This window comes from Leminorella richardii, from assembly GCF_900478135.1.
Classification (GTDB): Bacteria; Pseudomonadota; Gammaproteobacteria; order Enterobacterales; family Enterobacteriaceae; genus Leminorella; species Leminorella richardii.
Map to the genome: position 1 here is coordinate 1,033,333 of NZ_LS483470.1, position 13,437 is coordinate 1,046,769.

A 13,437-nucleotide genomic window follows, 5' to 3' on the forward strand; every position below is an offset into this window, starting at 1 on the left:
AAATGACTCTGCGCTATTTAAGCGCCTGTAGCCACTTGCTCAACTCGTTGGCAAATGCCTGTCGATCGCGCTGGCTCAGCGTGTTGGGACCGCCTGTTTGAATGCCGCTGGCGCGCAGGGTGTCCATAAAGTCGCGCATGGTTAGGCGTTCGGCAATGGTGGCTTTGGTATAGCGTTCACCGCGAGGGTTCAGCGCGGCGGCGCCTTTCTCTATGGCCTCGGCAGCGAGCGGGATATCGGCAGTAATGACCAAGTCACCTTCTTCTGCTCGCTTGACGATCTCGTTGTCCGCTACGTCAAAACCGGCAGCAACCCGCAGTGCGTGAATAAAGGCCGACGGTGGCGTTCTGATGCTTTGGTTAGCGACCAGCGTAACGTGAACCTTCTCCCGGTCGGCGGCGCGAAACAGCACCTCTTTTATCACGTTGGGGCAGGCGTCGGCGTCGACCCAGATTTTCATAGCGTTTCCTTTATGGGAATAGGGTATTAGGGAGATGGAACATAGGGCGATTCTGTCAGGTGCCAGCAGCCGTTTCGCAGCTCAAAGCGGTAGGCGTTGCCTTCGGACATGCCGTATTGATAAGAGACAATTCTGACCTTATCGCTGCTGGCGTCAAGGTTCATTTTGGTAGGCTGGGGATCGACCTGTCCCTGATAGTCAACCACGTGGAACCCGTCGGGCTGATGGCGAAGATTAAAGCCTTCATAGTCAGCACTGGCGAGGTATACCGGTTCTGTGTCAAAACCAAGATCGCCGTCGAATACCGGTTCAAGCACTTTTATCAGCGGGTCAGTGAAGCCTTTTTTCACCGAGTCATCGTTGGCGTAGCGAATAAGAAACTCAGTAAAGTCTGTTGCCGGGCAGGTGGCATTAGGAGAAGGGCTAACGGCTTGGCTTTCCCAAAAGCGCACGGCAAAAGCGCTCTTGGCGGCACTGTCATTCCAGCGAGTATAGTCACCTTCAGCGCCCACGCGCATAATATTCCCCTGCGATTTATGGGCGAAATTCATTACACAGACGCCGGTACCGCTACAGCTGTCGACTTCCGGCAGGTCGCTGCACACTTTTGCCTCTCCGCCAACGTTTGTTTGGCAGTTGAGGTTTCTCAACGGAAGCCAGCCGTCGGCTAGCAGCGCTTGGCGCAGATCGGCATAGGCCATGCCCTGCTTAAATTCAGCGTCGACAGCGGCAGATGCCGTTGCGCTGAACCAGCATAGAGCCAGCATGGAAAGAATAGCGAGTGGTCGGCGTAGAGTAAGCAGAGAGAAGCGAGGTAGCGTCATGGGTATCATCCTGAACGTATGGCGTGTCGAACATCATAAACGATATTATCTTGGGACGGTACGGGCTTAAAACGTGTGTCTAGTCGTTCACAAGGTAGGGGATAGATAAATCATCCTTGCGCTTGACGTTAATCCCATCATAATCAAGGGTAATAGCTGAAGGCGTGGTGGAAATTATGGAAATCCGTATTTTTCGACAAGATGATTTTGAAGACGTTATCACCCTCTGGGAACGCTGCGATCTGCTGCGCCCGTGGAATGACCCGGAAACCGACATTGAGCGTAAACAGCACCATTCACCGGAACTGTTTCTGGTTGCTGAGGTCGGAGGAGAGGTAGTAGGAACGGTTATGGGCGGCTATGACGGGCATCGAGGTTCGGCATACTACCTTGGCGTGCATCCGGACTATCGAGGCCGCGGTATTGCTAATGCTCTGCTAAACCGTTTGGAAAAGAAGCTGATTGCCTGCGGCTGCCCCAAGCTGCATCTGCTGGTGCGTGATGAAAATGACGCGCTGGTGGGCATGTATGAGAAGTTGGGATATGAAATTCAAGAGACGGTGTGCGTTGGCAAGCGTCTGATTGAAGATAGGGAGTACTAGGGCTGTCTGGTACGCTCTGGTTGAATAACACAGTGGGACTATTAATGAATATTCGTGCAGTTTTACTTTTAGCCTGTTTTTCTTTAGCTGGGTGTTCTTCTGTTAGCCAGTTTTCCTGGTCTAGCCTGTCGCCTTTTAGCTGGTTTGGCAGCGATTTGACGCTAAGCGACAGTGGACTAGGCGAAATCACCGCCTCAACGATGATGGATGAGTCCACGCTGGACAAGGCGCTGGACGGTGACTACCGCCTGCGTAAAGGCATGGGAATCGAAAACGGTCAGGTCGTCTCTTTTTATGAAGCCATGGACGACGATGACGTGGCGTTGATTGTTCACGGCGGGGCCGATAATCGCGTGGCGCGTATTGACGTGATGGATAAATCGGTAAAAACGCCGAAGGGAACACAGGTCGGTACGCAGTTTGCCGATCTGTACAGCAAAGCATTTGGTATCTGTCAGGTAGCAGAAGACAGCAGCGGCAATGTGGTTTGCCGTTCACCGGAAAGCCGACGCATTTCCTATGTGTTTGGCGGTAAATGGATGGGTTCAAAGAGCATTATGCCTCCTGACGATACGCTGAAGGGCTGGACTGTTAAAAAAATGGTTTGGCAATCGCAGTAATCGTAGAAACCGTATAGAAACCGTTGGTAGATGTTGCGTCAGCGCAAGGTTCTGTCAGCGGTTTTCGCTATCATAAACGTCCATTTTTTATTTCACGCGTCGACGCCATTGGCTATTTTCCTCCGGCGTCGCACGATCATGATGAGAAGGAGTTAGACATGGCTCAAGTGCAGAGCGGTATTCTGCCGGAACACTGTCGTTTTGGTATTTTTATTGAGGCTACGGCGGGAGACGACCTAGAGTCTATCCGCAGCGGCTGTAAGACTTTTATTTCAGCCCTGACGGAGCTGCAGCAAAAGCATCCCGATGCAGCCCTTGGCGCGACTATCTCTTTCGGTTCCGATCTTTGGCAACGCCTGTCGGGCAAAGGTGCGGCGGAGCTCAAGCCGTTTCGCCCGCTGGGCAATGGTCTGGCTCCTGCCACCCAGCGCGACGTGCTGATCCACATTCTTTCCCTGCGTCACGACGTGAACTTCACGCTGGCTCAGGCGGCGCTAAAGGCGTTCGGTAAGGCGATTTCTGTCGCTGAAGAGATCCACGGCTTCCGTTGGACGGAAGAGCGCGATCTGAGCGGATTTGTTGACGGTACAGAAAACCCAACCGGCGACGCGCGCCCGGGAGTTTGCGTGATTGCCGACGGCGAAGATGCTGGCGGTAGCTACGTCATGGTTCAGCGCTATGTGCACAATCTGGACGTGTGGAACACCATGCCGGTCAAAGCGCAGGAAAACGCCATGGGTCGCACCAAGGTGGATAACGAAGAACTGCCGGGCGACAAGCGCCAGCCTACTTCACACCTCGGTCGCGTAGATCTGAAAGAGGACGGGAAGGGGCTTAAAATCGTTCGCCAGAGCCTGCCGTACGGCACCGCCAGCGGTGAGCACGGTCTGTACTTTATGGCCTACTGTGCTCGTTTGCACAATATCGAGCAACAGCTGCTGAGTATGTACGGCGAGCTGGACGGCAAGACCGACCAACTGCTGCGCTTTAGTAAGCCGGTGACCGGTGGCTACTACTTTGCGCCGTCGTTGGATAAGCTGTTATCCCTGTAAGAGTGGTTTATAGCGATGGAAAAGGGGCTTTATGCCCCTTTTCCATCGGAGCGTGATTGAAGCCTGACCTACTTGGCTAAAATCCGCTAGAAACCGAGATGAAATTTTAAAAGTGCAACAGCGTCAGCTAAGAGTAGACGTTTAAGATTTATCTTTAACGTATCCTCTTTTTTTATCCCTTCTGCTTTCATTTCCCGCTATCTCCCGCCGTTCGGCCTATATGCCTTTTTGCTCTTATTCAGTGCGAAACAGTCTATGAAAAGGGTATATACGCGCAAAATCAGGCCATACACTATGACTTAAGACGCGTTGGCTTCCAACGCACTTTTTAATCATGGTGAGAGCGCATATGAAAAAAACGATTTTGAAAGGCTGGGCCCTGGCTGCGCTGATGGCGACCGGAACGGCTTCTGCTGCTGAGCTTTTAAACAGCTCCTACGACATTGCCCGTGAACTGTTTGTCGACATTAACCCTCTGTTTGAAAAAGAGTGGAAAGAGCAGACAGGCGAAACTCTGACGATTAAACAGTCCCATGCTGGTTCGTCCAAACAGGCGCTGGCTATTTTGCAGGGGCTGAGAGCTGACGTAGTGACCTACAATCAAGTGACGGACGTGCAGATCCTGCACGACAAGGGAAAGCTTATCCCCGCTGACTGGCAGGCGCGCTTGCCGAATAACAGCTCTCCTTACTACTCCACCATGGCGTTTCTGGTGCGCAAGGGCAACCCGAAAAACATTCGCGACTGGAACGATCTGGTTCGTGACGACGTGAAGCTGGTGTTCCCTAACCCTAAAACCTCCGGCAACGGTCGTTACACCTATTTAGCCGCCTGGGGGGCAACCTCACAGGCCAACAAGGGCGACGAGCAGAAAACGCGCGCCTGGATGACTCGCTTTTTAGGCAACGTAGCGGTATTTGACGTTGGCGGCCGCGGTGCAACCACCTCATTCGTTGAGCGCGGGCTGGGTGACGTGCTGATAAGCTTTGAATCCGAGGTGAACAACATTCGCAAGCAGTATGGCGAAGCGGACTATGACGTCGTGGTGCCGCCAGTCGATATTTTGGCGGAGTTCCCCGTCGCCTGGATTGATAAAAACGTCGAGCGCAACGGCACGGAAAAGCAGGCGAAAGCCTATCTGAACTTCCTCTACGGTCCTCAGGCTCAGGCGGTATTTACCCGTTACTACTACCGCGTTTATGACCCAGAAGCGATGAAGGCGGCAAAGGCGCAGTTTCCTGACGTGAAGCTGTTTAAGGTTGAAGAGCAGTTTGGCAGCTGGGAGAAGGTCATGAGTGGACACTTCGCCACAGACGGCGTGCTGGATCAGCTGCTGAGTGCGGGACGTAAAGGCTAATGATTCTGTCAACCTCCGTTAAGCGCGTTCTGCCGGGGTTTTCGCTTAGCCTGGGGAGCAGCCTGCTGTTTACCTGCATCATTCTGCTGCTGCCGATGACGGCGTTAGTCATGCAGCTTGCCGGGATGAGCTGGCAGGAGTACTGGCAGGTGGTGACGCATCCGCAAGTGGTGGCGGCCTACCGGGTCACTCTACTGTCGGCGGCTATCGCCAGCGTGTTTAACGGGGCGTTCGGTATGCTAATGGCCTGGGTACTAACTCGCTACCGTTTTCCCGGCCGTAATTTGCTAGATGGCCTGATGGATTTGCCGTTTGCGCTGCCAACGGCGGTAGCTGGCCTCACGCTGGCAAGCCTGTTTTCTACTACCGGATGGTACGGCCAGTGGTTAGCTCCGCTGGGAATTAAGGTTTCTTTTACCTGGCTCGGTATTGCAGTAGCGATGGCGTTTACCAGTATTCCCTTTGTCGTTCGCACTGTTCAACCAGTGCTGGAAGAGCTAGGGCCGGAATATGAAGAGGCGGCGCAAACTCTGGGGGCTAGCCCCTGGCAGAGCTTTCGTCGGGTAATTTTGCCAGAGGTTGGCCCTGCGCTGACGACCGGCGTCGTGCTGTCGTTTACCCGCAGCCTCGGCGAGTTTGGCGCGGTGATCTTTATTGCAGGCAACATTGCCTGGCAGACCGAGGTGACCTCTCTGATGATTTTTATCCGCCTGCAAGAGTTTAACTATGCGGCGGCCAGCGCGATTGCCTCCGTGATACTGGCTGCATCGCTGGTGCTGCTGTTTATCGCCAACGTGCTGCAAAGCCGCTACGGCAAGCGTGTAGGAGGGCATTGATGGCAGACGTTATTTGGCAGCAGACTGCGCCCCGCAGCCGCGTTAACTGGGGCAAATGGATCCTGATAGGGCTAGCCGTGCTGTTTTCCTTTTTGCTGCTGGCGGTTCCGCTGGCGGCGATCTTTGTTACCGCGTTTTCTGACGGTATTTCCGCACTGTGGAATAACCTGCTGGACGCGGACATGCTGCACGCAGTGTGGCTGACCGTGCTGATTGCGCTGATTACCGTACCGGTCAACGTCGTGTTCGGCACGCTGATGGCGTGGCTGGTAACCCGCTTTGAGTTTCGCGGTCGGCAGCTGCTGCTGACCCTGATCGATATTCCGTTTGCCGTGTCGCCAGTGGTGGCGGGCCTGCTCTACTTGCTGTTTTACGGCGCTAACGGCGTCGCTGGCGGATGGCTAGAGGCACACGATATTCAGTTGATGTTTTCCTGGCCGGGAATGGTGATGGTCACGGTATTTGTCACCTGCCCGTTTGTGGTGCGTGAACTGGTGCCTGTGATGATGAGTCAGGGTAGTCAGGAGGATGAAGCCGCCGTTCTGCTTGGTGCTTCCGGCTGGCAGATGTTCTGGCGTGTGACGCTGCCAAATATTCGCTGGGCGCTGCTGTATGGCGTGGTGCTGACAAACGCCCGCGCTATCGGTGAATTTGGCGCGGTGTCGGTGGTTTCCGGCGCTATTCGGGGCGAGACCTATACGCTACCGCTGCAGGTTGAACTGCTGCATCAGGACTACAACACTGCCGCGGCCTTTACCGCCGCAGCGCTCCTGACGCTAATGGCGATAGCGACACTGTTTTTGAAAAGCGCGCTGCAGTGGCGGATTGCCCGTCAGGCAAAGCGTGACGTTTGGGAGGTGGAGAATGAGCATTGAGGTGAGAGGCATTAACAAGGCTTTTGACGGGACACAGGTTCTGCATAACGTATCCTTAGACATTGCCTCCGGTGACATGGTTGCTTTATTGGGGCCGTCTGGCTCGGGAAAAACCACACTGCTGCGCATTATTGCCGGGCTGGAGTTTCAGAATTCAGGCGGCCTGAGAATTAACGGTCGGGAAGTCAGTCGCCTGCATGCGCGAGACCGCAAAGTCGGCTTCGTATTTCAGCACTATGCGCTGTTTCGCCACATGACGGTATTTGACAACATTGCCTTTGGTTTGACGGTTCTGCCGCGCCGCGAGCGCCCGTCACCGCAGGCGATCAGGCAAAAGGTGGAAGGGCTGCTGGAAAAAGTGCAGCTGTCCCACTTGGCCAATCGCTATCCCTCACAGCTTTCCGGCGGTCAGCGCCAGCGCGTGGCTTTGGCGCGCGCGCTGGCCGTTGACCCACAGATCCTACTGCTGGATGAGCCTTTTGGCGCACTGGATGCACAGGTGCGTAAAGAGCTGCGCACTTGGCTACGCCGCCTGCACGAAGACCTGAAGTTTACCAGTGTGTTTGTGACTCACGATCAGGAAGAGGCGATGGAAATCGCCGATCGCATCGTGGTTATGAGTCAGGGGCACATCGAGCAGGCTGGGGCGCCGGAGGAGGTTATTGACGAACCGCAGAGCCGCTTTGTACTGGAATTTTTGGGTGAGGTAAACAGGATCCCCGGTGAGGTTAAGGGGAATCATCTGCGGCTGGGGCAGCACGTCTGGCCGGAAACTGTGTCGCCGCTGCATCAGGGGAGTGTTGACCTGTACCTGCGCCCTTGGGACGTAACGCTAAGCGCCCAGTCAACGGCGGACTGCGTTCTGCCCGTAGTGGTTGTGGATTCACAGCCCAAGGGACACTATCGCCAGCTGACGGTACAGCCTTTGGGCTGGCATGATGGGCCGCTTAGCGTTACCTTTAACGAGGCAGGTGCCGCGGTACCGCAAAAGGGCGCTCGCTATTTTATCGGCGCGCGGCGCTTTTATCTTTATGCCGACGATAGGCCGCTAAACGCTTCGTTTCCGCTAGCCAAGACGGCCTGACAGCCGCTTTTAGGGAGTAACTGCAGTCGTGTCAACGTTGGAAAACTATATAGGTAACACCCCTCTGGTTCGTCTTCAGCGTCTGACCGAGGGGCTTGACGCTGAGGTATGGGTTAAGCTTGAGGGCAACAATCCCGCCGGTTCGGTAAAAGACCGCGCGGCGCTTTCAATGATTGCACGGGCCGAGCAGCGCGGAGAGATCCAGCCGGGAGACCGACTGATTGAAGCGACCAGCGGTAATACCGGCATTGCGCTGGCAATGATTGCGGCGCTGAAAGGTTACCGCCTGCGCCTGATCATGCCTGAGAACATGAGCCGCGAGCGGCAGGCATCCATGCGCGCCTACGGCGCCGAACTGGTACTGGTGAGCCGGGAGCTTGGCATGGAAGGCGCGCGCGATTTAGCGGCAGAGATGGCGCAGCAGGGAGAGGGGAAAATACTCGACCAGTTTAACAATGATGACAATCCCTATGCCCACTTTACGACGACGGGCCCAGAAATTTGGCATCAAACTCAAGGGGGCGTGAGCCACTTTGTTTCCAGCATGGGTACAACGGGCACCATCACTGGCGTGAGCCGATACCTGAAATCGCAAAATGAAGGCGTGCGGACAATAGGCCTGCAGCCGGCTGAGGGCAGCAGTATTCCCGGCATTCGCCGCTGGTCTCCGGGCTATTTACCGGGGATTTTTCGCCCTGAGCTGGTGGATGAAGTACTGGATATTTCGCAAGCCGAGGCTGAAGCGACCATGAAGCAGCTGGCGACTCGAGAAGGCATTTTCTGCGGCGTCAGCTCCGGTGGCGCAGTGGCGGGTGCACTGAAGATTGCAGCACAGAATCCCGGCGCGAAGGTAGTCACGGTGATTTGCGATCGCGGAGATCGCTATTTGTCGACAGGGGTGTTTGACGAGGCTTAGCCACAGAGCTTGATTTTAGCTCCTATAAGACTTGTTAACAGGTCTCTTTATTATTAGTATGAGACCTATTAACAGGTTTTTTGGGGGATATATGCCAAATTTGATTTTAAGTGATATCAGCGCCAGCGTCAGTGAGTTAAAAAAGAACCCAATGGCAACGGTTAATGCAGGAGCAGGATATCCAGTGGCAATTTTAAATCGTAACCAGCCCGCTTTTTACTGTGTCCCTGCGGAGCTGTATGAACAAATTTTAGACGCGCTAGACGAGCATGAACTGGTGAAACTGGTCAAGGAGCGTCAGGGCCAGCCGCTGGTTGAGGTGGATTTGGACTCATATCTATGAGTTATGCGGTCAAGTTTAGACGCGATGCATTGAAAGAGTGGCAAAAGCTGGATAAAGCCATTCAGCAGCAGTTTGCTAAAAAGCTAAAGAAGTGCTGTGAAGAGCCTCATCTTCCTGCGGCTAGGCTAAGCGGCATGCCGGATTGCTATAAAATTAAGCTTCGATCTTCTGGATTCCGCCTTGTTTATCAGGTTATTAATGACGAGCTGCTTGTTGTCGTCGTTGCAGTAGGCAAGCGAGAGCGCAGCGGTGTTTATCATCTGGCTAGCGAGCGTATGAGATAATTCTTAAGGGCTCCGATGAGCGGCTTTGGCCAGAAATTTTTTGGCAGAAACTTTTTGTTAGAAGAGCAGTATCATCTAAGAAAAACCCCGTTACCGGGGTTTTGTCATTTCAGTGGTTCAACAGAGGGCTATTCCCTTTCCAGCGCGTTGATCGGATCCATTTTCGCCGCTCGGCGAGCGGGGAAAAAGCCGAATACGACGCCAATCAGCGTCGAGCATACAAAGGCGGCGACGATGGAGGAAATGGAGTACACCATTGAAAAGCTGCTAACCAGCTGATGGAACACCACGCCAATGCCGAGGGCTAGGCCGACGCCAAGCGCGCCGCCCAGTAGGCACACCAGCACTGCCTCAATCAGAAACTGCTGCATAATGTCGCTGCCGCGCGCGCCAACCGCCATGCGAACGCCGATTTCCCGCGTTCTTTCGGTGACGGATACCAGCATAATATTCATCACGCCGATGCCGCCAACCACCAGTGAAATGACTGCAATCATGGATACCAGCAGTGTCATGGTAGCGGTGGTTTTCTCAATCGTCTGGCGGATGCTGTCGGTATTCAGAATGAAGAAATCCTGAGTGCCGTGGCGCTGGGTGAGCAACTTAGTGACGCCCTGTTCCGCTACGCTCATGTCTACATTGTCTTTAATTCTTACCGTAATGCTTCTCAGATAGGACTGACCCAGCATGCGTTTCATCACGGTGGTGTGGGGAAGCCAGACGTTGAGGCTTTCACTGCTGCCGAATCCGCTCTGCTGTTCTTCTGCTACACCGATAATACGGGCCGGCAGGCTGCCTAATAGAATAACCTGCCCGATAGGGTTGCTGTTTTTACCAAACAGCTTTTCGCGGGTATTGGCGTCAATAACCGCCTCTTGGGCGAGGGCGTCTACGCCGCTTTGGCTGAACGTTTTTCCTAGCGCCATTTTATAGCCGCGCACGTCAAAAAACTGTGGACCTACACCGTTCACCGTACCGGTTACTGACTGGTTGCCAACCCTGAAGGTGGTTGACGAAGAAACGCTGGGCGTCACGCTGTGCACATAGCTCTGCTGCTGTAATGCGTCCGCGTCGGTATCTCTTAGGGTGTGGATGGTCGAGGACTTTCTGTCGCCAAAGTCTTTACCGGGGAAGATCTCTAGGGTACTCGTGCCCATAGAGCTAATGTCCGACAGAATTTTCTGTCTTGAGCCTTCCCCCAGTGCTACGACGGAAACTACGGAGGCAATACCGATAATGATGCCAAGCATGGTGAGAAAGGTGCGCAGCCGCTGGGAAAACATCGCCAGTAGCGCCATTTTGAAGGCTTCAACGAAGCGATCGCGTAGGGCTCCGACGCCGTTATTGGTTTTGATTCGGTGGGCAGTTGCGTCTGCTGGAACGGCTGTTGTCTGCTTGTCTTCCGGATGGTGGCCGCGATCGTCGACAATCAGACCGTCGCTGATTTCAATAATTCGCTCTGCGTGTTCGGCAATCTGCATATCGTGAGTCACGATTATTACCGTATGCCCTTGAGCGTGCAGGTCTTTCAGTATTTTAAGCACTTCCTGACCGCTGTGAGTATCCAGCGCGCCGGTTGGTTCGTCCGCTAAAATAATCTGCCCACCGTTCATCAGCGCGCGGGCAATACTGACCCGCTGCTGTTGGCCGCCGGAAAGCTGGCTAGGGCGGTAGCCTATGCGCTCCTGTAGCCCTAGCCGAGTCAGTAGCTCCGCCGCCCGCGCTTTACGCTTTTGGCGTTCAGTACCGGCATAAATGGCAGGGATCTCCACGTTGCCGGCAGCGGTTAGAGCGTTGAGCAGGTGATAGCGTTGGAAAATAAAGCCAAAATGCTCTCTACGCAGTTCAGCGAGATCGTCCGGAAGCAGGCTGTTAGTGGCTCGGCCGTCGATGCGGTAAACGCCTGAACTGGGTTTATCCAAACAGCCCAGAATGTTCATCAGCGTAGACTTGCCCGATCCAGAGGCACCGACGATTGCCACCATCTCCCCACGGTTAATCGTTAGATTAATACCGTGCAGAACGGTGACAGTCTGTTCGCCAGTCGGAAAGGTGCGGGTAATGTTTTCAAGCTGGAGCAGCGGCTGAGTCATTACGTTACATCCTCATGCGCATGCGGGCCGGTGATGAGCCGGGCGCTCCACTGCCTTCGCTAACGATGACGCTGTCTCCTTCTACCAGACCAGAAAGGACTTGGACATTCACATTATTGTTGATGCCTACAGTGATTTTCTTTTCTACCACGCTGCCAGAGGCATCGACAACGCGCACAGTGGCGTTACCCTGAGGATCGAGGTTGTCTACTGCTGTGGCGGGAACGATCAGAGCGTCTTTGGCCTGAGCGAGCACGATGTAAACCTGTGCAGTCATCGAGATACGCAGCTTGCCGTCGGGGTTTTCAACGTCGAACAGGCCGTTGTAGTAGATAGCCGTAGTGGTCGATGTTGAAGAGTTGGAGGTTGTAGTGGTGTCGTTGTTGATAGAATCAGGCGCAGGCTCGATAGCGCGAAGCTTAGCGGTGTAGTGCTTGCCTGGCTCACCGAGGATAGTGAAGTATACCGGCATGCCGACGCTGACTTTTGGTACGTCGGCTTCGGAAATCTGTGCCTCGATGGTCATGGTGTCTAACTGAGCGACTTTAAGGATCGTTGGCGCACTCTGAACGGCGTTAACGGTTTGACCTTCTTCCACCGGAATGGCAACGACAACGCCGTCAATGGGTGACGTAATTTTGGTATAGCCGAGGTTCAGCTGAGCAGTGTCTACAGCGATATTTGCCTGAACGATTTGCGCATCCAGCGATTCGATTTCCGCCTTGGTGGCATCCAGCTGGGCTTTTGCGCTGTCGTAGTCAGCCTGAATGCCAACGCCGCGCGCGAGGATTTTACGCTGGCGCTCGAAGGCCAACTGGTTGTTTCTTAACGTAGCCTGCTTGGCCTGACGCTGGGCTTGGGCGCTTTTCAGCCCGGCTTGTGCATTTTGCAGATCGTTTTTTTGCGGCAGATCGTCGATTTCTGCCAGCGCCTGTCCTTTTGTCACCTTATCGCCAAGCTCAACGTGTAGCGCTTTAATCTGGCCGGAGACCTGAGCACCGACGTTAACCTGCTTAAGGGCCTTGATAGAGCCGTCAGCCAGAACGTTTTGTTCTATATCCGCTTTAACGACCGGAGACGTGATGTAGGCGGGCTTAACGTCTTCAGAAAAAAGGAAATGTTTGATTAATCCGCCAACTGCGGCGATGCACAGAATAATCAATGCGATGCGGAATTTTTTATTGGCTAATTGCATAAAAGAGGCTGCCTTAACGCCGTGAATAAAATGTCTAAATACTCCGCAAAAGCGGACTTATTAAGAATACAGGTCAATGTACAATGAGTTTATCCGCATTAGGGTAAGGGCGGCATAAATAAAATGTAAGGTTTAGGTAAAAGTAGCTGCATCTGAGAGAGTAACGGGCAAAATGATATTCAGTGAAAATAATTGGAATGAATCAGGAGATCGACATGCAGATTCTGTTGGTTGACGACGACGTGGAACTGGGCAGTATGCTCAAAGAGTATCTGACAGCAGAAGGCTTTTCGGCGACGGTTGCGCTAACCGGTCAGGGCGGCATTGACGGCGCGCTGTCAGGGCGATACGGCGCCATGATTTTGGATATCATGCTGCCTGACATGAGCGGTATCGACGTGCTGAATAAAGTGCGTAAACAGAGTCGGATGCCAATTATTATGCTGACTGCGAAGGGCGACAATATCGATCGAGTGATTGGGCTGGAGATGGGCGCTGATGACTATGTGCCAAAGCCCTGCTATCCAAGAGAGCTGGTTGCACGACTGCGTGCTGTTCTTCGCCGCTTTGAGGAACACATTGAACCGCAGAGCGGGGCGATTGTGAAACTGGGCGGCCTGTCCCTTGACTCCTCTCAGCGCATCAGCGCATGGCAGGGAACGCCTTTTGAGCTAACCGCCTCTGAATTTAATTTGCTGATGCTGCTTGTGAGGGAGAAAGATCGCGTAGTGTCAAAAGACGAGCTGTCTGAGGTGGGCTAGGGCGCCCGCGTGAAGCCTACGACCGCAGCGTCGACGTTCATATCAGCAACATTCGTCAAAAACTTAGTCAGGTAGCCGGTGACACGCTTTCAATTGAGACCGTTCGCAGTATTGGCTATCGCATCCGGTAACCCC

General features: G+C 53.9%; 14 protein-coding genes and 1 pseudogene. 11 read left to right on the top strand and 4 right to left on the bottom strand.

Annotated features, from left to right (window positions below):
• Window positions 1-13: 13 nt before the first annotated feature.
• Both DQM29_RS04870 and DQM29_RS04875 read right to left on the bottom strand, forming a co-directional pair.
• Window positions 14-460, bottom strand: a complete 447-nt coding sequence (locus DQM29_RS04870; protein WP_111739571.1) for a YaiI/YqxD family protein — start codon at window positions 458-460, stop codon at window positions 14-16.
• Between the two features lie 26 nt (window positions 461-486).
• A complete protein-coding gene (locus DQM29_RS04875) occupies window positions 487-1,284 on the bottom strand; it encodes a hypothetical protein (RefSeq protein ID WP_111739572.1) in 798 nt (265 codons plus the stop codon).
• Between the two features lie 176 nt (window positions 1,285-1,460).
• Between DQM29_RS04875 and DQM29_RS04880 the strand changes: the two genes are divergently transcribed.
• From DQM29_RS04880 to DQM29_RS04925, 10 genes are all read left to right on the top strand, one after another.
• Window positions 1,461-1,886, top strand: coding sequence for a GNAT family acetyltransferase (locus tag DQM29_RS04880; protein WP_111739573.1), 426 nt, complete (start codon window positions 1,461-1,463; stop codon window positions 1,884-1,886).
• Between the two features lie 44 nt (window positions 1,887-1,930).
• Window positions 1,931-2,506, top strand: a complete 576-nt coding sequence (locus DQM29_RS04885) for an RpoE-regulated lipoprotein (RefSeq protein WP_111739574.1) — start codon at window positions 1,931-1,933, stop codon at window positions 2,504-2,506.
• Between the two features lie 158 nt (window positions 2,507-2,664).
• Window positions 2,665-3,558, top strand: a complete 894-nt coding sequence (locus DQM29_RS04890) for a Dyp-type peroxidase (protein WP_111741997.1) — start codon at window positions 2,665-2,667, stop codon at window positions 3,556-3,558.
• 334 nt (window positions 3,559-3,892) lie between these two features.
• On the top strand, window positions 3,893-4,915 hold the full coding sequence (cysP, locus tag DQM29_RS04895; RefSeq protein ID WP_170126490.1) for a thiosulfate ABC transporter substrate-binding protein CysP: 1,023 nt from the start codon (window positions 3,893-3,895) through the stop codon (window positions 4,913-4,915).
• A gap of 2 nt (window positions 4,916-4,917) precedes the next feature.
• Complete coding sequence (gene cysT, locus DQM29_RS04900; RefSeq protein WP_111741998.1) at window positions 4,918-5,751, top strand: sulfate/thiosulfate ABC transporter permease CysT; 834 nt, start codon at window positions 4,918-4,920, stop codon at window positions 5,749-5,751.
• Complete coding sequence (cysW, locus tag DQM29_RS04905) at window positions 5,751-6,626, top strand: sulfate/thiosulfate ABC transporter permease CysW (RefSeq protein WP_111739576.1); 876 nt, start codon at window positions 5,751-5,753, stop codon at window positions 6,624-6,626. The genes cysT and cysW overlap by 1 nt, the downstream gene beginning before the upstream one ends.
• Window positions 6,616-7,710: a sulfate/thiosulfate ABC transporter ATP-binding protein CysA gene (gene cysA / locus DQM29_RS04910; RefSeq protein ID WP_111739577.1), complete on the top strand. Its 1,095-nt coding sequence runs from the start codon at window positions 6,616-6,618 to the stop codon at window positions 7,708-7,710. The genes cysW and cysA overlap by 11 nt, the downstream gene beginning before the upstream one ends.
• 28 nt (window positions 7,711-7,738) lie before the next feature.
• Window positions 7,739-8,626: a cysteine synthase CysM gene (cysM, locus tag DQM29_RS04915; protein ID WP_111739578.1), complete on the top strand. Its 888-nt coding sequence runs from the start codon at window positions 7,739-7,741 to the stop codon at window positions 8,624-8,626.
• 91 nt (window positions 8,627-8,717) lie between these two features.
• Window positions 8,718-8,969, top strand: coding sequence for a type II toxin-antitoxin system Phd/YefM family antitoxin (locus tag DQM29_RS04920; RefSeq protein ID WP_111739579.1), 252 nt, complete (start codon window positions 8,718-8,720; stop codon window positions 8,967-8,969).
• Entirely contained in the window at window positions 8,966-9,253 is a 288-nt protein-coding gene (locus DQM29_RS04925; RefSeq protein WP_111739580.1) for a type II toxin-antitoxin system RelE family toxin, read from the top strand. The genes DQM29_RS04920 and DQM29_RS04925 overlap by 4 nt, the downstream gene beginning before the upstream one ends.
• A gap of 128 nt (window positions 9,254-9,381) precedes the next feature.
• Here DQM29_RS04925 and DQM29_RS04930 read toward each other — a convergent pair whose 3' ends face one another.
• Window positions 9,382-11,346 (bottom strand): MacB family efflux pump subunit, encoded by a 1,965-nt coding sequence (locus tag DQM29_RS04930; RefSeq protein WP_111739581.1) that lies wholly within the window; start codon window positions 11,344-11,346, stop codon window positions 9,382-9,384.
• 4 nt (window positions 11,347-11,350) lie between these two features.
• Entirely contained in the window at window positions 11,351-12,541 is a 1,191-nt protein-coding gene (locus DQM29_RS04935) for an efflux RND transporter periplasmic adaptor subunit (RefSeq protein WP_111739582.1), read from the bottom strand.
• A gap of 215 nt (window positions 12,542-12,756) precedes the next feature.
• On the opposite strand from DQM29_RS04935, the pseudogene DQM29_RS04940 reads away from it, so the two are divergent.
• Window positions 12,757-13,433, top strand: a pseudogene (locus DQM29_RS04940) (response regulator transcription factor).
• Window positions 13,434-13,437 lie beyond the last annotated feature (4 nt).